The organism is Pontibacter virosus (assembly GCF_003096355.1).
Lineage (GTDB): Bacteria > Bacteroidota > Bacteroidia > Cytophagales > Hymenobacteraceae > Pontibacter > Pontibacter virosus.
In genome coordinates, this window is sequence record NZ_QEKI01000006.1 from 96,385 (window position 1) to 117,613 (window position 21,229).

The 21,229-nt window shown below is 48.2% G+C and carries 17 protein-coding genes; 2 read left to right on the forward strand and 15 right to left on the reverse strand.

Translation table 11 applies throughout. The features are described 5' to 3' along the window. Positions 1 to 292: 292 nt before the first annotated feature. The 8 genes from C8E01_RS10980 to C8E01_RS11015 all read right to left on the reverse strand — a co-directional run bounded on the left by C8E01_RS10980 (position 293) and on the right by C8E01_RS11015 (position 7,967). Positions 293 to 1,303, reverse strand: a complete 1,011-nt coding sequence (locus tag C8E01_RS10980; RefSeq protein ID WP_116543492.1) for a bifunctional 3-deoxy-7-phosphoheptulonate synthase/chorismate mutase — start codon at positions 1,301 to 1,303, stop codon at positions 293 to 295. After that, positions 1,300 to 2,088: a tryptophan synthase subunit alpha gene (gene trpA, locus C8E01_RS10985; protein WP_116543493.1), complete on the reverse strand. Its 789-nt coding sequence runs from the start codon at positions 2,086 to 2,088 to the stop codon at positions 1,300 to 1,302. Before trpA ends, C8E01_RS10980 begins: the two co-directional genes overlap by 4 nt. Beyond that, complete coding sequence (gene trpB / locus C8E01_RS10990) at positions 2,078 to 3,268, reverse strand: tryptophan synthase subunit beta (protein ID WP_116543494.1); 1,191 nt, start codon at positions 3,266 to 3,268, stop codon at positions 2,078 to 2,080. Before trpB ends, trpA begins: the two co-directional genes overlap by 11 nt. 89 nt (positions 3,269 to 3,357) lie before the next feature. Then, complete coding sequence (locus tag C8E01_RS10995) at positions 3,358 to 3,999, reverse strand: phosphoribosylanthranilate isomerase (RefSeq protein ID WP_207774891.1); 642 nt, start codon at positions 3,997 to 3,999, stop codon at positions 3,358 to 3,360. A gap of 38 nt (positions 4,000 to 4,037) precedes the next feature. Beyond that, positions 4,038 to 4,862: an indole-3-glycerol phosphate synthase TrpC gene (gene trpC, locus C8E01_RS11000; protein WP_116543495.1), complete on the reverse strand. Its 825-nt coding sequence runs from the start codon at positions 4,860 to 4,862 to the stop codon at positions 4,038 to 4,040. Between the two features lie 36 nt (positions 4,863 to 4,898). Then, positions 4,899 to 5,909 (reverse strand): anthranilate phosphoribosyltransferase, encoded by a 1,011-nt coding sequence (gene trpD, locus C8E01_RS11005; protein ID WP_116543681.1) that lies wholly within the window; start codon positions 5,907 to 5,909, stop codon positions 4,899 to 4,901. Between the two features lie 83 nt (positions 5,910 to 5,992). Continuing rightward, positions 5,993 to 6,556 (reverse strand): anthranilate synthase component II, encoded by a 564-nt coding sequence (locus C8E01_RS11010; RefSeq protein WP_116543496.1) that lies wholly within the window; start codon positions 6,554 to 6,556, stop codon positions 5,993 to 5,995. Between the two features lies 1 nt (position 6,557). Then, on the reverse strand, positions 6,558 to 7,967 hold the full coding sequence (locus tag C8E01_RS11015; RefSeq protein ID WP_116543497.1) for an anthranilate synthase component I family protein: 1,410 nt from the start codon (positions 7,965 to 7,967) through the stop codon (positions 6,558 to 6,560). 527 nt (positions 7,968 to 8,494) lie between these two features. Between C8E01_RS11015 and C8E01_RS11020 the strand changes: the two genes are divergently transcribed. Beyond that, positions 8,495 to 8,947: a hypothetical protein gene (locus C8E01_RS11020; protein ID WP_243409536.1), complete on the forward strand. Its 453-nt coding sequence runs from the start codon at positions 8,495 to 8,497 to the stop codon at positions 8,945 to 8,947. A gap of 83 nt (positions 8,948 to 9,030) precedes the next feature. Here the strand turns inward: C8E01_RS11020 and hisB are convergent, their stop codons facing one another. The 5 genes from hisB to C8E01_RS11045 form a co-directional block, all read right to left on the reverse strand. Continuing rightward, positions 9,031 to 10,125: a bifunctional histidinol-phosphatase/imidazoleglycerol-phosphate dehydratase HisB gene (hisB, locus tag C8E01_RS11025; RefSeq protein WP_116543499.1), complete on the reverse strand. Its 1,095-nt coding sequence runs from the start codon at positions 10,123 to 10,125 to the stop codon at positions 9,031 to 9,033. Positions 10,126 to 10,197: 72 nt separating this feature from the next. Then, positions 10,198 to 11,244, reverse strand: coding sequence for a histidinol-phosphate transaminase (gene hisC / locus C8E01_RS11030; protein ID WP_116543500.1), 1,047 nt, complete (start codon positions 11,242 to 11,244; stop codon positions 10,198 to 10,200). Beyond that, positions 11,237 to 12,526 carry a histidinol dehydrogenase gene (hisD, locus tag C8E01_RS11035; protein WP_116543682.1) on the reverse strand — a complete coding sequence of 430 codons (1,290 nt, stop codon included), beginning with the start codon at positions 12,524 to 12,526 and terminating at the stop codon, positions 11,237 to 11,239. The genes hisC and hisD overlap by 8 nt, the downstream gene beginning before the upstream one ends. Then, complete coding sequence (gene hisG, locus C8E01_RS11040; RefSeq protein WP_116543501.1) at positions 12,526 to 13,377, reverse strand: ATP phosphoribosyltransferase; 852 nt, start codon at positions 13,375 to 13,377, stop codon at positions 12,526 to 12,528. The genes hisD and hisG overlap by 1 nt, the downstream gene beginning before the upstream one ends. Positions 13,378 to 13,742: 365 nt before the next feature. Beyond that, entirely contained in the window at positions 13,743 to 16,640 is a 2,898-nt protein-coding gene (locus C8E01_RS11045) for a T9SS type A sorting domain-containing protein (RefSeq protein ID WP_207774892.1), read from the reverse strand. 528 nt (positions 16,641 to 17,168) lie between these two features. Here C8E01_RS11045 and C8E01_RS11050 point away from each other — a divergent pair. Then, complete coding sequence (locus C8E01_RS11050; RefSeq protein WP_116543503.1) at positions 17,169 to 18,035, forward strand: DUF2911 domain-containing protein; 867 nt, start codon at positions 17,169 to 17,171, stop codon at positions 18,033 to 18,035. Between the two features lie 60 nt (positions 18,036 to 18,095). Here C8E01_RS11050 and C8E01_RS11055 read toward each other — a convergent pair whose 3' ends face one another. After that, complete coding sequence (locus C8E01_RS11055; RefSeq protein WP_116543504.1) at positions 18,096 to 20,525, reverse strand: TonB-dependent receptor; 2,430 nt, start codon at positions 20,523 to 20,525, stop codon at positions 18,096 to 18,098. 21 nt (positions 20,526 to 20,546) lie between these two features. Continuing rightward, positions 20,547 to 21,200 (reverse strand): ribulose-phosphate 3-epimerase, encoded by a 654-nt coding sequence (rpe, locus tag C8E01_RS11060; RefSeq protein ID WP_116543505.1) that lies wholly within the window; start codon positions 21,198 to 21,200, stop codon positions 20,547 to 20,549. Between the last annotated feature and the right edge of the window lie 29 nt (positions 21,201 to 21,229).

The following is a 21,229-nucleotide window of genomic DNA, read 5'->3' on the forward strand; positions in this document are numbered from 1 at the left end:
GATGAAGGACTATCCTTAAGGACAGGGCTGTTTTATTCTTAATGATAAACTTAAAACATTCTGTCATTCTGTTAAGAAACTTGGTTGAAGGGAGGTTAAGCAGAAGCTACTTGCTACTAAGATCCTTACAGGATGACAAAAGAGGTAGAATAAAATGTAACGGCTTTACCCTTGAGGGGATCTCAGAAGTGTTGACGTTTTATAAAAGTTTCTCACAACTTGCTTTACACCCCTATAATCCCCCCAAGGGGATATTTCTCTAGTACTTAACAGCCCTACGACCTTATCTAAATTAAAAGCTTTCCCTTAACTCAAATGCCTGTCGCATTCTTCTGATCAAACGCTCCGACTCCTGAAAATTCACCGTTTGTTGTCCATCAGAAAAAGCTTCCTCCGGTTTTTGATGCGTTTCATAGATCACGCCGTCGGCACCAGCCATGACGGCCGCCAACGACATCGGCTCCACATAGTCGCGCAATCCGATGCCGTGCGAAGGGTCAACTATCACAGGCAGGTGGGTTTTGGCTTTGAGCACCGGCACAGCGTTTAGGTCGAGCACGTTGCGGTAGGCGTTTTCGTAAGAGCGTATACCACGCTCACAAAGCATGATCTTTTCATTGCCGTTCGAAAAGATGTACTCGGCAGCTTGCAACAGTTCTTCCAATGTACCGGAGATACCACGCTTCAGCAACACAGGCTTTTGCGCCTCACCCAGTGAGTCCAGTAAATTGAAGTTCTGGCTGTTGCGGGCACCTACCTGAAACACATCCACATAATCCACCATGTCTTCGATCTGTGAAACCTGCATGACTTCGGTGATGATCTTGATACCGTTTGCACTGCACAGTTGGTGGAACATGTGCAGGCCTTCCAGCCCCATCCCTCTGAAAGCATAAGGCGAACTGCGTGGCTTGAACACACCGCCCCGCATGATCTTCACATTGTTGGCTTTCAGGTGCTCCACTACCAGCTCGATCTGCCGCTCACTCTCGATGGAACACGGACCGGCCATGATGCTGAAGTTTCCCTCCCCGATTACCACACCATCGCCTAAGTCGATCAGCGTCGGATTCACGCGCCACTTGCGGGAGATTAGCTTGTACTCGTCCGATACGCGGTGGATGTCGGCCACGCCCGGCAACTGGCCCAGCGTACGAATATCGAAGTCCTTTTTGCCGATGCCGACGATGTAATGTGCTTCCTGTGTTTTTACCTCGTTAGCCTTGAAGCCAACCCGTTTCACTTCCTGCAAAATAACCTCCTTCTGTTCGGCAGGTATACCTTGCTGCAATTGTATGATCATGCGTTTTCTTTTAGTCTGATGCTCTGAATAAATGTTTTGATGTTTTCGGTTAGGCTGCCCTCTTTGGCTAATGCTTTGATGAATGCGCTACCGATGATTGCGCCGCTGGCGTGGTTACAGGCCTGTGTGAAGGTCTCGTGATTGTGAATGCCAAAACCGATGACACCGGGGTTGCGCAAGCCTAGGCCGTTGACCCGCTCAAAATAAGAAGTATTAACAACCGACTGCCCCGTGGTGCTACCCGTCACCGAAGCCGAGGACACCATATAGATAAAGCCATCGGTATGGGTATCGATTTCCCGGATGCGCTGTTCCGGCGTCTGGGGCGTGATCAGGAAAATGTTACTGAGACCGTTCTGCTCGAACAGGGCCTTGTACTCCCGCACATAATCGGACAAAGGCAGATCAGGCAAAATCAAACCGTCTATACCTAGTTCGCTGGCTTTCTGCAGAAAGCGCTCCACGCCGTACTGCATCACCGGGTTCAGATAGCCCATCAGCACCAGCGGAATCTGGGTATGCTGGCGAATATCTTTCAACTGCTCAAACAGCTTGGGTATGGTCATGCCATTGCGTATGGCGACTTCGGAGCTTTGCTGAATGGTCGGGCCGTCAGCCAGAGGATCCGAGAAAGGCATGCCGATTTCGATCAGGTCCACGCCGTTTTTCTCGAGTTCCAGTATAATGGGCACCGTGTCCTCTAAATTCGGGAAGCCGGCCGTAAAGTAGACTGAAAGTAAAGCCTGCGGCTTCTGCGCGAATAGTTTCTGAATTCTATTTTCCATCTAAATTGAATCTCTCTAAGTAAGTTGCCAAATCTTTATCACCGCGACCTGAAAGGTTAATCACCACTACCTCTTCCGGCTTCGCTCCTAGTCGTCCGATCGCAGCCAAGGCATGGGCTGTCTCCAGCGCAGGTATAATGCCTTCGAGTCGGGTCAGTTCAAGCACCGCCTTTAGGGCTTCCTCATCAGTAATGCTTTCAAAAATCGCTCGACCCGACTGGTGTAGGTGCGCATGCAGCGGTCCCACACCCGGGTAATCCAAGCCGGCTGAAATAGAGTAAGGCTCCGTTACCTGCCCGTCTTCTGTCTGCATCAGCAAGGTGCGGCTGCCGTGGATAATACCTTCTTTGCCTAGCACGGAAGTGGCGGCAGATTCACCTGAATCTATACCTAAACCTGCGGCCTCTACAGCGACCAGTTTCACTTCAGGCCTATCCAAATAGTGGTAAAAAGCACCGGCCGCGTTGCTGCCGCCGCCCACACAGGCCACCACATAATCCGGGTTCTCACTGCCGGTTTTCTCCAGCAACTGCGCCTTCATTTCCTCTGAGATTACCGCTTGAAAACGGGCCACCATATCCGGGTACGGATGCGGACCCACTACAGAGCCGATGATGTAATAGGTGTCTTCGGGGTTATTTATCCAGTCACGGATGGCTTCGTTGGTCGCGTCTTTAAGCGTGCGGCTGCCGCTGGTGGCGGGCACTACCGTAGCACCTAACATCTTCATACGGGCTACATTAGGGGCCTGCCGCTCAATGTCTACTTCACCCATGTACACGATGCACTCGAGGTTCATCAGCGCACAAACCGTTGCCGTGGCTACACCATGCTGACCGGCGCCTGTCTCCGCGATAATGCGGGTCTTGCCCAGTCGTTTGGCCAGCAGGATCTGCCCAATGGTGTTGTTGATCTTATGTGCCCCGGTATGGTTCAGGTCTTCTCGCTTGAGGTAGATATTGGTGTTATACTTTTCGGAAAGGCGCTTGGCAAAGTAGAGCGGCGTTGGTCTACCTACATAATCCCGGAGCAAACTCTGCATTTCCTCCTGAAAATCCGGCTCCGCCATGATCTTCAGATAATTCTGGCGCAGTTCTTCCACATTGGGGTACAGCATTTCGGGAACATACGCTCCGCCGAACTTGCCATAAAATCCATTTTCGTCTACTGAGTATTTCATGTGATATTTTTATTTTGTCATTTCGACCAGCGGGAGAAATCTGATAACTTTATATCCAGATCTCCCCTGTCGTCGAGATGACAGTTTATTTAGTCTCTTTCCTTTATCAATGTGACTAACTCATTCAGCTTCTCCACATCCTTCTGGCCCGGCTCCAGTTCAAAGCCGCTGTTCACATCAATGGCAAAGGGTTTCGGGCGAAGCTTTTGAAACTCCTTGCTCTGCAGATTGTCCAGATTCAAACCGCCGCTCAGGAAATAGGGTTTATCAGATAAATAGCCTTTCAATATTTCCCAATCGAAGACAGTGCCGTTGCCACCGTAGTTGTTGCCGCGGGTATCGAACAGGAAGTACTCGCAGTAACGTTCATAGAGCAAGGTGTTCTCAAATGAAAATTGGTCGTCTACCGAAAAGGCCTTGATCACGCGTATACCTGCCTCCTGCAGCTCCCGGCACTGCGCCGGCGTTTCGCGACCGTGCAATTGCACCAGATCCAATTTATATTTCTGAACAATCTCCTGAATAACTTCTATGGCTTCGTTCACGAAAACCCCCACTTTCTGTATACCGTCTGGCAGCTTAGTTAAAAGCTCCGGCGTAATGAAGTTTTCGCAGTATCGCTTGGAGCCTTCATAAAAAATGAAGCCCATATAATCTGGTTCCAGCGCGGCCACTTGCCGGATGTTTTCCGGGTCGCGCATACCGCAAACTTTAATTTTCAGGTCTTTCATTTTAGCAAAGCATTTAGGTATAGAGAGTATAAAAAGGCTTAGGCACGGGCCTGTACTAGCGAATCGTTCTGTTGCAGCTGGCGCAGTTCGCGAATAAACTCTGCGGCGGCACGCTCCGGACGACCGTCTGTCATAAAGGTCTCCCCGATCAGGAAGCCATTATACCCAGCCTCCTGAAGTTCTATCAACGTTTTCGGCGACTTCAATCCGCTTTCAGACACCTTGGTCATACCTGCCGGAATATGCTGCGCCAATTCCAAGGACAAGGCAACATCCGTTTGAAAGGTTTGGAGATTGCGGTTGTTCACTCCCACGATGGTCACGTCCTCACAAAGCGTCGCTTCCAGTTCTTGCTTATTGTGCACCTCTAACAATACTTCCAGCCCAAAGGAGCGGGCAAAAGCGGCCAGTTGCTTCAGCCGTTGCGGCTCCAGCGCGGCAGCGATCAGCAAAATGGCGTCGGCACCGATCGACTTGGCCTCCACGATCTGGTATTCGTCTACCGTAAAGTCTTTGCGCAGGATCGGGCAGTAGTTGTACTTGCGTGCGATCATCAAATCTTCGTTTTTGCCTCCGAAATAATTTGTATCTGTGAGGATTGACAAGGCTGAAGCTCCCGCCTGCATGTAGCCAATGGAGGTGCGCTCTACCGATACATAAGGGTTGATGTCGCCTTTGGAGGGTGATTTGCGCTTGATCTCGGCAATGATTCCGCTTTTATCCGGTCGCAACAGGTAGCGCTCCAGTGAAAGACAGGTTGTTTCGAAGTAGAGGCTTTTCTCCAGTAGTTTCACCGGGTATAGTGCCTTACGTTCTTCTACTTCTTTGTATTTATGGGCGATGATCTGGTCAAGTATGTTCATTGTTTCAGGTTTGAAGATTTGGAAATTTGAAGATGGTTAGGCTGTCACCAGCTTGTTGTCATTTATCAGCTTGTTAAACAAGGTATAAGCCTTACCTGATTGGAGCGTTTCTTTAGCCAAAGCAACGGCGTCAGGTATAGCGGTTTCGGGTCGTGCGCAGTGTATGGCCATGCCGGCATTGGCAGAGACTACGTCAGTTTGGGCGGCAGTGCCTTTCCCTTTCAGTACCTTCAGGAAGATCTCGGCAGACTCGGCTATACCTTCTCCACCTTTGATCTGGCTGTGCTCCAGACGGCCAAGGCCCAGATCACTGGCGTCGAGCAATTGCTCTTTGCTGTCGGCGATCACTTTGAAAGGACTCGTCAGGGAGATCTCGTCGTAGCCGTCTAAGGTATGGAGGATGCTATATCGGATATCGGGTTGCTGTTGGTAGAGGTAACCGTACATGCGGGCCAGCTCCAGACTGAACACGCCCACCAGCTGTTTCTTCGGGAAGGCCGGATTCACCATCGGTCCGAGCATGTTGAAGAAGGTCTTCACACCTAAGTCCTTGCGGATCGGTCCGACACTCTTCATTGCCGGGTGGAAAAGCGGGGCATGCAAAAAGCAAATGTTATATTCAGCGATGCTGCGCTCTAGCTTGTCTTTGTCGGTGGTGAATTGTATACCCAAAGCCTCCAACACATTGGAAGAGCCGCAGGAAGAAGACACGCCATAGTTACCATGCTTAGCCACGGCAATACCATTGGCCGCTACTACAAAAGAAGATAGCGTGGAAATGTTAAAGGTATCCTTGCCATCGCCGCCAGTACCACACAGGTCTATCGGATCGTAAGCGTCCAGTTCTACCCGGTGGCAGAGTTCGAGTAAGGCATTTCGAAATCCTTCCAGTTCCTCCACGGTAATGCTGCGCATCATGTAAACTGTCAAAAAGCTCGAGATCTGGCTTTGGTTATATCTACCAGCGGCAATGTTTTTCAACACCTCCCGCGCCTGCTCGCGGCTCAGCGTTTTATGTTCAAATAAGTGGTTCAGTATTTCTTTCATGGTTGATATTTTTTGTCTTTTCGAAGGCAGTGAGAAATCTGCTACCTTTATCATTCAGATCTCTCCTATTGTCGAGATGACATTTATTGTGTTAACCAGTTCTTGATCATCTCCCACCCATGCTCCGTCAGCACCGATTCCGGGTGGAACTGTACGCCGCGCACATCATGCTCCCGGTGGCGCAGCGCCATAATGTTGCCAGTGCTATCCACAGCTGTCGGCACCAGACAGTCGGGTAAGTTTTGCTCCACTAGCCAAGAGTGGTAGCGGCCCGTGTTGAACTGCTTTGGGAGATTACGAAAGAGGAATTCCTCCTCGCAAACTACTTCAATCGGCGTAGCAATGCCATGCCATACCTCGTTGCTGTTAAACAACTTGCCCCCGTATACCTCACCTATTGCCTGATGTCCGAGGCAGACGCCGAAAAGGCTTTTAGAAGGGCCAAACTCCCGGATGATCTCTTTCAGCATACCAGCCTCGTCGGGTATTCCGGGTCCCGGCGAAAGCATGATCTTGTCAAATTGCGCTACCTCTTCTAAGCTTGTCTTGTCGTTGCGACGCACGGTTACCTCAGCGCCCAGTTCCTGTAACAAATGCACGAGGTTATAGGTGAATGAATCGTAATTGTCGATTACCAGAACTTTCATGTTAGTTGATCTCCTGAGCTAAGGTGAGGGCTTTGCGCAAAGCCATTAATTTATTGTCCACTTCCTGCAATTCGCTGTTATCGTCAGAGGCGGCCACTATACCGGCACCGGCCTGGTAGAAGAGTTTGTAGTCTTTGCTCAGGAAAGAGCGGATCATGATGGCGCTGTTAAAATTGCCCTTGAAATCCATGAAGCCGATGCAGCCGCCGTAGAAAGAGCGGTTGGTGGTTTCGTACCGATCGATCAACTGCATGGCTTTATATTTGGGAGCCCCCGAAAGCGTGCCGGCCGGAAAAGTACTGGCCACCATCTGAAGCGCGTTCTCTTGGTCATGCAGTTGACCGGACACCTTGGATACCAAGTGAATAACGTGAGAGTAAAACTGTATCTCTCTAAAGGTCTCAACCTCCACACTGTGTCCGTTTCGGCTCAGGTCGTTGCGGGCCAAGTCCACCAGCATTACATGCTCGGCATTCTCTTTCGGGTCAGCCAGTAGTTTTTCAGCCAAAGCGGCATCGGCGGCATCATCGCCGGTTCGGCGGAAAGTGCCTGCAATCGGAAAAATACTCGCTTTACCGTCCTTGATCACCAGCTGCGCCTCCGGTGAGGAACCGAAGATCTTGAAGCTGCCATAGTCGAAGTAGAACAGGTATGGCGAAGGGTTCACAGAGCGAAGTGCACGGTATACGTTGAAGTCATCTCCCTGAAAGGCCTGCTCAAAGCGGCGGGAAAGCACCAACTGAAACACATCTCCCTGGAAACAATGCTCTTTTGCCCGTTTGATGTTCTGCAAAAATGCCTCCCTGCCAATGTTGCAAGCCTCCTCGCCTACCGATTTAAAGGTATAGCTCGGAATGTTGCGACTGTTAAGCAAAGCTTCAAGTTGTGCTATACCGTCGTTGTCTGCAGTTCCATAGCTATGCGAGAAAATATAGGCTTCGTTGGTGAAGTGGTTGATCGCAATGATGTAACGGTACACGGCATAGTACAGGTCCGGCATCTGCTGACGGTCAGTTCGCAGGATTAGGTCAATGTCTTCATAATAGCGCACGGCATCGTAGTTCATGTAGCCAAACAAACCATTGCAGATAAAGTTGAAGCTATTTTGCTCTGGCTCAAATCTACCAGCGAAAGATGATAGCCTGGCAGGCACATGTATGTCTTTGGTGATGGGCGTTTCTGAGGTGATACCATCTGGAAACACTTCAGTCAGGACTTCATTCTCAGCTTTTATGCTGGCCATAGGACTGCAGCAGATATAAGAGAAGCTGTTTTCGGCACCGTGGTAATCCGAGCTCTCCAGCAGGATGCTGTTTGGGAAGCGGTCACGCAGCTTCAGGTATACACTCACCGGCGTGAGCGTGTCGGCCAGTAGGCGCTTGTGTGTAGTCGTGATTTTATAATTCGTCATCTTTCGAATAGGGTTAAAAACAAAAAAAGCCTGCTGTTCAGGTGAACAGCAGGCTTTTATACCTTTGGCTATAGATTGTATTAGCTTCTTACATACAACATAGCGGGTCTGTTCACGAGACTTTGCGTAACGTGCCACCACCATGCAGAATGAAGAAGATTTTGGATCATGTTTTTTTTGAAAGGGGTCAAAATAGCTCAACCCTCTGCTGCAAAGGTAAAGGCTAAACTGAGGATTGCAAATTATTTAGAAATATATTTTTGATGTTACCACATGAACTGCATCTGTAACCCCAATAACAAATGCCATGTGTTGCCAGTATAATCGCAAAGTAGTAAGCTTTGGGAGAGCAACTTCCAACTTTGGGAATTTTTGAGGAAGCTACCAAAGTGCTCTCTTACGATTATGTCCTATTTGCAAGCTACTTAGGGCTGCTTACAAATTCTGAACAGGTTAGGTCTGATTTTTGAGAAGTGTTTAATCAACTAGTATGTTTTATGATGCTTCATTGGTTTGTAATATGAGCCATGGGAGCACATCGTGGTAAAGCTGAAAGTATTGGAGATGGTTTTATGAAATTGGTTAGAAACGAAATTTTACATAGGCAAAGCAATATTCTTGTTGAATTTAACCATGTTGAGGGCTGGCTTTATGTGAATTGGCGCGGCTACCAAAACTACGACACAGTGGTAGCTGGCTGTGAGAAAATACTGGAGCTTCTGCTGGAAACAAACTGTACAAAAGTTTTGAATGACAACACCAATGTGGAAGGGATCTGGTCAGGTGCCTCCAAATGGGTAGGCCAAGATTGGCTGCCGAGGATGCAAGCTGCAGGTCTGGAGTGCTTTGCCTGGGTGTATTCGCGTAGCGCCTTTAGCCGGCTGTCTGCCGATAAAACACTGAACTGCACCGGCGACCTAAGCTTTATCAAGACTTTTGATGATATGGAAGCGGCCAGCGACTGGTTGCGCGCCTGCTGAACAACAACCAACCGCTTAAACAACCAGATAAGAGGGCTGACTGTTAATCTACAGTCAGCCCCTTTTATTTCCAGGCAGTTTTTCTACAATGTGCCTTTGGTACTAGGAATAGAGTTATCTCCCGGATTACGTTTCACAGCTATTTGAATCGCTTTGGCAAAGGCCTTAAAGATCGCTTCGATTTTATGGTGCTCATTCTGTCCTTCAGCTTTCACATTGAGGTTACACTTAGCTGTATCACTAAACGACTTGAAGAAGTGAAAGAACATCTCTGTTGGCATGTCACCCACTTTCTCACGTTTAAATTCAGCTTCCCACACTGTCCAGGGCCTCCCGCTAAAGTCTATGGCCACCTGAGCCAACACATCATCCATCGGGAGCAGAAAACCGTAGCGGCTAATGCCTTTCTTGTCGCCCAAAGCCGCCAAAAAAGCCTCGCCCAAAGCTAGGCCCGTGTCTTCGATGGTATGGTGCTCGTCGATGTGCAGGTCGCCTTTTACCTGTATGCTTAAGTCTAGCTTGCCGTGCTTCGCGAGCTGCTCGAGCATATGGTCAAAAAAACCGAGACCAGTATGGATGTCCATTTTTCCGGTACCATCCAGGTTCAGGTCGATGGCAATATCGGTTTCGTTTGTCTGTCGCCTGATTGAGGCGCGGCGGGCCGGCAGCTTCAGGAAGGTATAAATTTCATCCCAATCGTTGGTGCTCAAGGCTACATCTTCTACCTTCTGCTCACCGATAAAGATGGCCTTAGCGCCCAGGTTTTTAGCCAACTGTACGTCCGTCAGTCTATCGCCTATTACAAAAGAATTTTCCAGGTCATACTCCCCGGCAAGGTACTTTTTCATCATGCCTATACCTGGTTTTCGGGTTTCCAGACCTTCATGTTCAAAGCTTCGGTCGATCAGGATATCAGCGAACTCTACCCCTTCCCCTTTCAGGATGTCGAGCATTTTATTCTGATAAGGCCAGAAGGTATCTTCCGGATATGAATCTGTACCTAGTCCGTCCTGGTTAGTCACCATCACCAGTTCGTAATCCAGCTCCGTGTAAATCTTATACAGGTTGCGAATAACTTTCGGCAAAAACTCAAATTTCTCAAATGAGTCCACTTGAAAATCCGTTTTCGGCTCAACTAGTATGGTGCCGTCACGGTCTATAAATAATGCTTTTTTCATTTTTAAAATGTATATCGTGGCACGGTTCAAGTAGCATGACAGCGTACGTTGTCATTGCGCTACTAAATGTGCTTATCTAAAATTTGAAATGGCTTGAAACAGCTGTTGATTTTCGTTTATGGTACCTATTGAAATGCGCAGACACCCCTCGCATCCAGACAAACTGGAACGGTTACGCACCACAATGCCCTGTTCCAGCAGATAGTTGTAAAGTCGGTTGGCCTCTTTTACCCTCACTAGCAGGAAGTTGGCATCCGATGGGTATACCTTTTCGACGGCCTCGAGGGTCGGAAGTGCGTCGGATAGCATTTCCCTTTCCTGCACAATCTCTTCGATCATGTAAGCGAGTTGCTCCGTCTGATCCAATGCCTTGAGTGCCAGCTCTTGGGTGGCTTCGTTGATGTTGTAAGGCGGCTTGATCTTGTCAAACAATGCGATGATCTCTTCTGATGCGAAAGCCATACCTAGCCTTAAACCAGCCATCCCCCAGGCTTTGGAGAAGGTCTGAAGCACGACCAGGTTCGGATATTCTGCTAGTCTGGTCGTCCAGCTTGGTGCATCGGCAAAGTCGATGTAAGCTTCGTCTACCACGACCAGTCCGTCAAAATTATCCAACAAAGTTTCGATGCTTTCCGGCTCGATCAGGTTACCGGTTGGGTTGTTGGGCGAGCAGACAAAGATCAGCTTGGTAGTGTCCTTCACGTTTCGCAGCACTTCCAATACAGGGATCTGAAAGTCAGGCGTCAGCTGCACAGCATCCAATTGCACCTCATTCAGGTTGGCGGATACCTCATACATGCCATAGGTAGGTGGCAGGTGCAGCATACTGTCTTGTCCTGGTCGGCATACCATCCGAAACAGCAAATCAATGGCTTCATCAGAGCCATTGCCTAAAAAAATCTGTTTGGGGGATATGCCTTTGATGACAGCAATCCGCTCCTTCAATTTTTTCTGGTGCGGGTCCGGATAGCGGTTATACCTTTCGCCAGCCAGACTGCCCAGGTTGTTCTCGTTGGCATCGACAAATACACTGGCTGTTCCTTTGAACTCATCACGTGCCGATGAGTAAGCTTTCATTTTCAGTACGTTCGGACGTACAATATTTTCCAGGCTAAACATTTTGCACCTCCTTTAATCTGATACTTACCGCATTCTTGTGCGCCTCCAGCCCCTCAGCGGCGGCCATTACTTCTATGGTTTTTCCGATGTTCTGCAATCCTACCGGCGTGATGTGCTGGAAGGTGATCTTCTTCACAAAGCTATCAAGCGACACGCCGCTGTAGGCACGGGCGTAGCCATTGGTAGGCAAGGTATGGTTCGTGCCAGAGGCATAGTCACCCGCCGACTCCGGACTGTAATTGCCCAGGAATACTGAACCTGCATTGGTGATATCGTCCAGCACCTGTTCGAAATTTCGGATAGAAAGGATTAAGTGTTCGGGGGCGTATAAATTCGAAAAGCGCAGCATTTCATCTACACTTCCGAGTAATATACCTAAGCTGTTATCCAGGGCTTTGGCAGCAAATTCTTTGCGGGGCAAGTTATCCAATTGTGTTTGCAGCTCCTGCTCTACCCTGCTTAGCATTTCGGCAGAAGTCGTCAACACCACCACCTGCGAGTCAGCGCCGTGCTCAGCCTGCGAAAGCAGGTCAGCCGCCACAAAAGCTGGATTGGCTGAATCATCCGCTATCACAAGCACCTCGGATGGTCCGGCCGGTAAGTCAATGGCAACGCCAGTTTTGCTGAGCATCTGCTTGGCTACCGTCACATACTGGTTTCCCGGCCCGAAGATCTTGTTTACGGCAGGTATAGACTCTGTACCAAATGCCATAGCTGCAATAGCCTGCGCACCACCCACCTTGACAATCTTATCAATACCTAGCAGCGATGCCGTGTAGCGTATAGCCGGGTGGATAGAGCCATCTTTGGCTGGTGGGGTGCATAAAATCACCTCCGGACAGCCTGCAAGCTTGGCTGGCACACCCAGCATCAGCAAAGTTGAGAACAAAGGTGCTGTTCCGCCCGGTATGTACAAACCAACGCGGTCGATGGGCACACTCTTGCGCCAGCACATAACCCCTGGCATAGTTTCTAATTGTTTTGGCTGCTCGGCCTGCTGTGCGTGAAAAAGCTGTATGTTGCTGTAGGCTTGCAAAATGGCTTCTTTCAGTTCAGCTGATAGTTCAGTTTCTGCCGCTGCGATCTCTTCCTGAGTAGTAAAGAGGCTCGTCAGTTTTACGCCGTCGTACTTTTGCGTCAGTTCCAACAAAGCACCATCGCCCTGCTCCTGTACCAACCGGAAAGTCTGGGCTATACCTGCTTCCAGGTCTTCATAGTTCTGCGTCGGCCTTTTCACCAGCCCTTGCCAATCTGCCCGATCTGGGAATTCTATTTTGCGCATCATACGATCATCTTTTCAATAGGTACTACCAATATACCTTGTGCTCCGGCAGCCTTCAGTTTTTCAATGATCTCCCAGAAATCGTCTTCATTTACAACCGAGTGCAACGAGCTCCAGCCCTCTTCAGCCAGTGGCAGAATGGAAGGTGACTTGGCTCCAGGCAACAGTTCGCTAATTTCGGCAATCTTTTCGTTCGGGGCGTTCAGGAGAATATACTTGGCTTTTTGGGCACGCTGTACGGCGTGGATACGGAAGAGTAATTTATTCAGAATTTCCTGCTTTTCAGCATTCAGGCCACCATTTGCAATCAGTACCGCCTGCGACTTGAATACTCGCTCTACCTCCCGCAGCCCATTGCTGATAAGAGTACTGCCTGAGCTGACAATATCACAGATCGCTTCTGCCAATCCGATGCTAGGTGCAATCTCTACAGAACCACTGATGGTATGGATGTTGGCCTGCACGCCTTTTTCGTCCAAGTATGCCTGCAGCAGTTTAGGATAGGAAGTTGCAATGTTCTTGCCCTGCAGGTCACTAATGTCTTCATATGGATCGCCCTTAGGCACCGCTAGTGACAAACGGCACTTCGAGAAACCAAGCTGCTCCACCGCCAGGTGCTGCATACCTTCCTCTACCAGCACGTTCTCTCCCACTATACCTATGTCAGCCACACCATCGGCCACGTAGCCAGGTATATCGTCGTCGCGCAGGTATAGTATCTCGAGCGGGAAATTGGTTGATTCAGTTTTGAGTTTTAGAGAGCTGGTGATAAACGAGATACCGCACTCACGGATCAGTTTAAGCGAGTCTTCACTCAGCCTACCGGATTTCTGTATTGCTAAACGTAGCATATAAATTGGTTTGATTAAATAGGTACAAATACAAATGACCTTGCTGGAGGCAAAGTATAGAAAGGGTGCAGTGACCCTACAGGGGGCTATATAGTGTTATGATTCCTCTTACGAGGAATGATGGAAATGATGGTGATGCGCAGCAGAACCACAGGCAACAGGCGTTGCCGTAGGAATGAAAGAAATGATATGTAGCGTGGTTTTGCTCATCTGCTGCTGCAAAGGTACAGTTGATTTTGGTTTATACAAATAAGAGTCAAATTTGTTTTGCCTATCGCATAATTTGGCCCTTAAATAAAAAGGCACCCGTCAGTTACGACAGGTGCCTTTTTATTTAAGGGCCATAAGACCCTGCAAGCGTCAGCTTACTTTTTGAGGATCATTTTAACGGTCTGTGCATTCGTACCAGTGATCAGACGGGCAAAGTAAACGCCTTCTGCCAGGTGACGGGCATCCAGTTCATACTCGTATACCTGTCCGGCATCCGCATTACCAGTTGCCACCTTCTTGATCAGCGAGCCTCTCACATCGTATACTTCCAGCGCAAACTGCTCTTCCTTATCGAAGGAGAAACGAATCGTCGTACGATCAGAGAAAGCATTCGGATAGTTGTCAAAGCGAGCAGAGGACAAACCTTCCAGTTGGTCAGCGGTTTCGAGCTTTTTGGTGTTGCCACTACCAGCAATCGATTTGTTCTCGTGGATTACGATGGATCCGCCGCCGAGGATAGTGTTGTCGCCGCTCGGGTCAACGTTTTCAGCAATACCTAATTGGTTGTCATACACTACATCTGAAGGATATCCTTTTCTCCAAATCTTAATTCTAAACTGATCTGGTTCGATGTTTCCTTTCAGATCACCATCAACAGCTATAACTCTGAATTCATAAGCACCACTGCCATTGATAGTACCTTCACCAGTATATGTTGCTTTATGCTTAGCAATAACCAGTGACATCTTCGTATGTGATGAACTCTTGAAGTTAAGGTTACCAGCATTCAGGTGGAAGGTAGTGTTACCGTCAACTTGATCTAACTCGTTTTTACCAGTTTTGTATTTAGCGTTGAATCCAAAATTTGCCTTACCTCCTACTTGCATATATTCTACAGTAGGCTCTAATGGTGAGTTGATCCAACCACCACCTGTTACAAATCCTCCATTTGGATCGTAAATAACAACATACTGGTACTCTATTGAGCTAGAAACTTCACCGCAAGCGTCTGTGATAGTTATTACTGGTGCGTAAATATTGGCTTTTGAGTATTTATGAGTTAAATCAACCGAAGTACCATTCACATCCACCATTTCAATTACACCATCACCCCAATTTACAGCCGCCTTGGTAACATTATTGTCTGCAAAGTTGACTGTTAATGTAACAGTACCAAACTCTATATTAATTGGCTTGTCTGTACTAGCAGTAATTGAACCAATAACAGGGCTAGAATTCGTTACCGTCACAGTCTGCTCTACCGCAGCGGCAGAGTTGCCATTTGCATCAGACACAGTCCAGGTGATGGTGGTAGTACCTACTGGGAAAACATCAGTTAAATACTTGCCGTCACTTCTAATGCCTACAGGTGTACGGACGCTGCAGTTATCAGATGCAATCGGCGCAGTAATAATCATCAAGGCACCACATAATTTATCATCATTAGAAATACTGATAGCATTTGGAACTATAATTGTAGGCTTAATCTTGTCTTCTACCGTTACCACGGCAGTGCCAGTGCTGCTGTTGCCGTTCACATCCGTTACGGTCAGCGTCACGGTGTTAGGCCCAACATTAGAGCAGTCGAAGCTGGTCACGTCCAGGGACAGGGAGGCAATCTCGCAGTTGTCAGAAGAACCGTTGTTGATCTGAGCAGCAGTGATCGTGGCTGCGCCGGAGGCGTCCAGCTGTACCGTCAGCGGCTGAGTCACTACTGTTGGAGCTACCTTGTCTTCTACCGTTACCACGGCAGTGCCAGTGCTGCTGTTGCCGTTCACATCCGTTACGGTCAGCGTCACGGTGTTAGGCCCAACATTAGAGCAGTCGAAGCTGGTCACGTCCAGGGACAGGGAGGCAATCTCGCAGTTGTCAGAAGAACCGTTGTTGATCTGAGCAGCAGTGATCGTGGCTGCGCCGGAGGCGTCCAGCTGTACCGTCAGCGGCTGAGTCACTACTGTTGGAGCTACCTTGTCTTCTACCGTTACCGTTATCTCGTTTGATACAACAGAAGAACAGCCATTATTTGTCACAATAACTGTATAGGAACCACTTTGAGTTGCAGTATAAGTTTGACCATTAGCCTCATCAATTGCTTCTCCACCTATGTACCATTGATTTCCGCTTGATGATGAAGATGACAATACAACTGAGTTACCAGGACAAACTGATGTGCTTGATGTAGCAATTATGGTTGGTGCATTTGAAGCTGTTCTAGGAGCCGCAGTGCCTGAGCCTGGAAGACTAGTACATCCATTTACAGTAGTTGTTACGGAGTAAGAACCAGCTGTGGAAACTGTTATTGAGGTAGTGGTTTCTCCTGTGCTCCATCTTAGAGTTCCAGAAGCATTAGTAGATAAGGTAGTAGTACCATCACAGTTTTCAAATACAGTAACTATAGGAGCAAGCGGAGCTGCACAATAATTTGCTACAATATCTACTCTGCTGCTATTTGTACTACCAACAGTTGCTGATCCCCCTGAAGCGGTCAAAACAGTACCATCCGGCCTTATTATATTTTCGAAAGAATAAGTTATTTGACTACCATTTTCAACCGCAATCGTTGAGGAGCCTGTTCCTCCAGGAGCAGTAAATTCAAATTGTTGTAGTTCACCGTTATTAATTCTATAATTAACAACTATATTATCTTTACCATTACCTGTTGTTACAAGTGGCCCAGTAGCAGAAAACCTTACATTGGCATCAGTAAAAAAGGTTATTGCCTCAGCTCCTGATTGTTTACCAACAACATTTACAGTGAATTTTACTCCCAAATGTCTCCATTCAATTGGATATCTTATTTCCCATGTTCCATCTGGGTTTACCTTAGTATCGTGGTATCCATGATGATGGTCATGGGCTGGATCTTCTTCAAGATGTATATCAACCAAACTATCCTGTGTCCAGCCATAGCCTGTGATGATAGCTACCTCTCCCGGAGCATAATCGTCCTTATCGGACATCACAGTTGGTGAGTAGTTATCAAAGGCATTCACCCCTGCAAAGGAAAGCGAAACCATTAACGTGACTACATATAGCATTCGCCACTTCGCCATGTGTTTTAGTAAAAGTTTACCATTCATAAATCAGTAGTAAAGGGTTATAATTAAGGGTTCACAATTAAAACACGCTTCAGGCACCTGCCTTAAGCGCAACAGAGGACTGAAAGAGAGTGAATGCACTAACCCGAAAACGAAAAAAGCATAACTTGCCTAACTACCTTTGTGGCAGGCGGGCAATGAAATGCTCTGGATAGGACATATCAACCAACTTACTATAATTTAAATTTATAGTATCTTTATACAATATTAATGTTAAAAGGTTATACTCATCAAATATTTTTTTAAGTTATTTTTATTGGATACAATAATTTATATATGTTACATCCTTTGTTAGGAGTGCTTTCATCCAATTATTTGCTTGAACTATATGTTTAGGCCATGTTATCAATAAAACTGTTTTAAAATCAGTGCTATTTTTAGCTAACTTTGTATCAAAATTTTAATATATAATTTTTTAAGTTCTGGCATAGTTTTTTCAGTATTTGCCTTTACTACTAAAGACGCATCTCTCGTATAATAATCATGAAGAAGTATCTGCTCAGTTTTTTGACTCTTGTTTTTTGCTTATCAATCAGTCAGCAAACAGCTGCTCAGATCAAATTGCCGCAGGCCAGCCCTGCCGCTATGGTGAAGCAGACCATAGGACTGACTGAGATAACAGTGCGCTACCATGCGCCGGGTGTTAAAGGGCGCCAGATCTTTGGATCGCTTGTGCCATACGGAAAGCTCTGGCGGGCTGGTGCCAATGAGGCAACTTTGATCACCTTCGAAGATGATCTTTTCCTGAACCACGAACGTGTTCCGGCTGGTACTTACTCCTTCTTTATTCTGCCTGAAAATGAAACGGAATGGAACATCGTGTTGAATAAAGACACGACGCTTTGGGGTTTGGAGGGTTACAGTGAACTGAATGACGTGGCATACCTTCGTGTGACACCGACTAATATTCCTTTTCAAGAAACATTGCAGTTTGCTTTTGGTGATATCAGTACCAATACGGGTACTTTGAACCTGACGTGGGAGAACTCAAAAGTGGCGATCCGCATTGAAACGGAAATTGAAAAAAAGGCCCTGGCCAATATCAACAAAGCCCTGAAAGAAGCTGCTCCGGATGACTGGTATACTTGGGCACAGGCAGCTGATTATTTAACCTCACGTAAGGACCAGCACGAGAAGGCCTTAGAGTATATTAATAAGTCGATCGCTATTAAAGAAAACTTTTTCAACAACTGGGTTAAAGCCAGGCTGTATGCACTGAACAGAGAGTACCAGGTAGCGGCAAATCTAAGCGCCAAGGCAATGCAGTTGGGACCTAAAGAGCCGGAAAGCTATCAGACGTATGCGCGGGAAATCGAATCGGCGTATAATGAATGGAAAAAACGCAGGTAATAGCGTTGCAATTAAGCTCAAAGCGGGGCCTCGATGATGATCGGAGCCCCGCTTTTTTGGTCAAAACCGGGCGATGAAGCGAAGATTGAGTCGTCGGCCGGTCAGGAAATTAGGTATGGCGTAGGTCAGGTTATTCACGTCGGTTACGTAGCTGTAGGAAATGCGGTTCTTTGCGTCGATGATGTTGAGCACCTCCATGCCTATCCAAAGACTCTCCAACGACACTTTCTTTCGCTCCGTCAGATCATCTCCTAAGGCAATCAGCTTCGAAAAACCAATGTCTACTCTTTTATAAGACTTCCCTGAAAAGGCATTGCGGAACTCGGGACGATTAGGTGGTCCAAAGGGCAGGCCACTGCCGTACACAGCATTCAGATACATCCGGACGGTGGGATTATCCGGCAGGTGGTCCTGGAAGAATACACCGATATTGACTAATTGGTCAGTTGGACGACGCAAATAGCCACGATCTTTACTTCCGACTATTTCGCCTGAACTGTTGTACACCAGGCTGGAATCGCCCTGCACGTTCTCTCGCGTCTGCATCACTCCCAAACTTAGCCACGACTCCGCTCCTTTTATAAATTCCCCGTTCACCCGCACATCAAACCCGGCAGCGTAGGCTTTCGCATTGTTTTGACCGTAATAGCGCAGTCGCACATTATCCAGATCATAGGGTATGACGTTAGTCATGTGTTTGTAGTAGGCCTCGGTCGTCAGCTTAAAGTCACGGTCCCAGGCCTTAAACAGGTAGTCACTACCTACAACCGCATGCAAAGAGCGCTGGGCTTTCAGATCGGGGTTGAGCTCACCCTGGAAATTGCGCAATTCCCGGTAAAAGGGAGGCTGGTAGTAAAGACCGATGGCTGCTTTAAACGAAAGGTCAGGATTATGGCGTGTTATAAAGGAATATTGGATTCGCGGTGTGATGGTTAGTTCGTTGTTATAGCTCCAATAGCTGGCCCGGATGCCATAGGTGATTGTCCTGAGTGAATCCAGTTCGTAGGTATGCTGCACATAGCCGTTATAGCGCTGGGTATGTAGATTCAATTCCGAATCAAGCTGATAGGCCATGGTCACGTAATCCGAAGAATCCACGAAGCCGTACTCCGCCAGGCGGTCGTTGATACGCTCCAGGCTGGCCTTGGCTCCGGCCAGCACGGTGCTGCGGGCACTAAGGCGCCAGGTGTTGCGGCTCTCAGCAGCCAGTACCAGCGCTTTCAAGGCATTGCGGGCGTGGTCAAACTGACTGCCGATGCCCCGGTCACGCAGGCATTCGCCCTTGTCGTTGCGACCAAGCGTATTCACGTCGCAGAGTCGGTATAATGCCTCTATATCCCGAAACTCTCGCTCTAGTGAATGTACGCCTGAGATTATAAATTCTGTCAATAAATCTTCCGACACCTGATGACTGAGATTGGCTCCGACCTGATACGTATCGTATTCCATGTTTTCTTGACCATCGTACTCGACCAGCAACCGAAGAGGAGCCTGTCGGGTGCCGAAGGTCGTTGTGCGGGTCTGTGGCTCTACCCGGAAATTGTTACGGGCATAGCTACCCAGCAATCCCAGCGTTGTTCGCTCCGGGTCTTTGCCTAAGTCAAAACTAAGGTATACCTGTCCGTCAGTAAAAGTAGGCCGGTACTCCCCGTCTACCTGCAGTCCCTGTAGCATGTACCTGCTATTCTTGTGGCGCAGACCCATCAGGTATGAAATCCGCTTGTTCTTGGAGGCCTCTTCCAGGTGAATCGCACCGCCGGTAAGGCTACCGGTCACAGAGCCGGCAAAGTCTGTTGGTCGCTTATATTGGATATTCAACACGGACGACAACTTATCGCCATACTTGGGCTGCCAGCCCCCGGAGGAGAACTCGACATTGGCCACCAGATCCGGATTTACGAAACTGAGCCCCTCCTGCTGCGCAGCTGAGATGAGAAAGGGACGGTAAATCTCTATGCCATTGACGTAAACCAGGTTTTCGTCGTAGTTGCCACCGCGCACGGAGTAGGTAGAGGAAAGTTCGTTGTTGCTGGTGACACCGGGCAACGTGGCCAGTATCATGTTGAAATCGCCGAAAGCGGACGGAAGGGTTTTAGTAAGCGTTGGGTCAAGACGGGTGACACTAACCTGTTCGCGGGTATCGTCTTCTCTTTTGCCCCGCACATCCACCTGCCGCAATTGCTGCGGGTCGGCTTCCAACACAAATTCGAGTACCAGTTCCTGCCCTGTCTCGAGGCGCACACGCCGCTCCTGTTGCTTGTAGCCGAGAAAACGCACCACTAGTATGAGGTCTTCAGCAACAGGTACTTTCAGACTATACCTTCCCTGGGCGTTGGTTTGAATGCCAAGGGTACGGCCCTGCACCCCAACCGTCGCCATCTCGAGTGGCTGTCGGTTTTGGTCTAGAACCGTACCCTTTATTAACCCCTGCTGTGCATAGACAACTGCTGGCAGCAGCATCAAGAGCCATACCGCAAGATATCGGTGCATAAGGGGCGTTTAGGTTTTAAATTAAGCCTGGTTTTTCAGATTGGCGATGGTCTGCAAAGGATCAGTTGAATTAAACACGAAGCTACCGGCCACCAAGGCGTCAGCACCTTTCTCAAGCAGCAAAGGTGCATTCTGCTGATTCACGCCTCCGTCAATCTCAATCAGTGCCTTGGAATTGCGGGCGATGATCAGGTTTTTCAGGGCTTCGATCTTACGGTAGGTGTTTTCGATAAATTTCTGTCCGCCAAAACCTGGGTTAACCGACATCAGACATACCAGATCCACGTCAGCGATCACATCGTCGAGCAGTTGTACGGAAGTGTGCGGGTTGAGGGCTATACCTGCCTTGGCTCCTGTTGTTTTTATCTGCTGGATTGTGCGGTGCAGGTGGTTACAGGCTTCCAGGTGCACAGAAATGATCTCGGCTCCCGCCTCTCTGAACTGCTCAATGTAAAGCTCCGGCTCCACGATCATCAGGTGCACATCCAATGGCTTTTTGGCATGCCGCTGGATGGCCTGCAGTACAGGAAATCCGAATGAAATATTCGGCACGAAGCGGCCGTCCATGATATCGATGTGGAGCCAGTCGGCCTGGCTTTCGTTCAGCATTTCTACTTCGGTTTGCAAATTGGCAAAATCAGAAGCGAGTACAGAGGGAGCAATAATTGGTTTCATGAAGCAAATATAGAAATTAAGATAGAATC

Coding starts and splice junctions, on each gene's coding strand:
- C8E01_RS10980 (WP_116543492.1), bottom strand. CDS start 1,303: ATGATCATACAATTGCAGCAAGGTATACCTGCCGAACAGAAGGAGGTT.
- trpA (WP_116543493.1), bottom strand. CDS start 2,088: ATGGAAAATAGAATTCAGAAACTATTCGCGCAGAAGCCGCAGGCTTTA.
- trpB (WP_116543494.1), bottom strand. CDS start 3,268: ATGAAATACTCAGTAGACGAAAATGGATTTTATGGCAAGTTCGGCGGA.
- C8E01_RS10995 (WP_207774891.1), bottom strand. CDS start 3,999: ATGAAAGACCTGAAAATTAAAGTTTGCGGTATGCGCGACCCGGAAAAC.
- trpC (WP_116543495.1), bottom strand. CDS start 4,862: ATGAACATACTTGACCAGATCATCGCCCATAAATACAAAGAAGTAGAA.
- trpD (WP_116543681.1), bottom strand. CDS start 5,909: ATGAAAGAAATACTGAACCACTTATTTGAACATAAAACGCTGAGCCGC.
- C8E01_RS11010 (WP_116543496.1), bottom strand. CDS start 6,556: ATGAAAGTTCTGGTAATCGACAATTACGATTCATTCACCTATAACCTC.
- C8E01_RS11015 (WP_116543497.1), bottom strand. CDS start 7,967: ATGACGAATTATAAAATCACGACTACACACAAGCGCCTACTGGCCGAC.
- C8E01_RS11020 (WP_243409536.1), top strand. CDS start 8,495: ATGGGAGCACATCGTGGTAAAGCTGAAAGTATTGGAGATGGTTTTATG.
- hisB (WP_116543499.1), bottom strand. CDS start 10,125: ATGAAAAAAGCATTATTTATAGACCGTGACGGCACCATACTAGTTGAG.
- hisC (WP_116543500.1), bottom strand. CDS start 11,244: ATGTTTAGCCTGGAAAATATTGTACGTCCGAACGTACTGAAAATGAAA.
- hisD (WP_116543682.1), bottom strand. CDS start 12,526: ATGCGCAAAATAGAATTCCCAGATCGGGCAGATTGGCAAGGGCTGGTG.
- hisG (WP_116543501.1), bottom strand. CDS start 13,377: ATGCTACGTTTAGCAATACAGAAATCCGGTAGGCTGAGTGAAGACTCG.
- C8E01_RS11045 (WP_207774892.1), bottom strand. CDS start 16,640: ATGGCGAAGTGGCGAATGCTATATGTAGTCACGTTAATGGTTTCGCTT.
- C8E01_RS11050 (WP_116543503.1), top strand. CDS start 17,169: ATGAAGAAGTATCTGCTCAGTTTTTTGACTCTTGTTTTTTGCTTATCA.
- C8E01_RS11055 (WP_116543504.1), bottom strand. CDS start 20,525: ATGCACCGATATCTTGCGGTATGGCTCTTGATGCTGCTGCCAGCAGTT.
- rpe (WP_116543505.1), bottom strand. CDS start 21,200: ATGAAACCAATTATTGCTCCCTCTGTACTCGCTTCTGATTTTGCCAAT.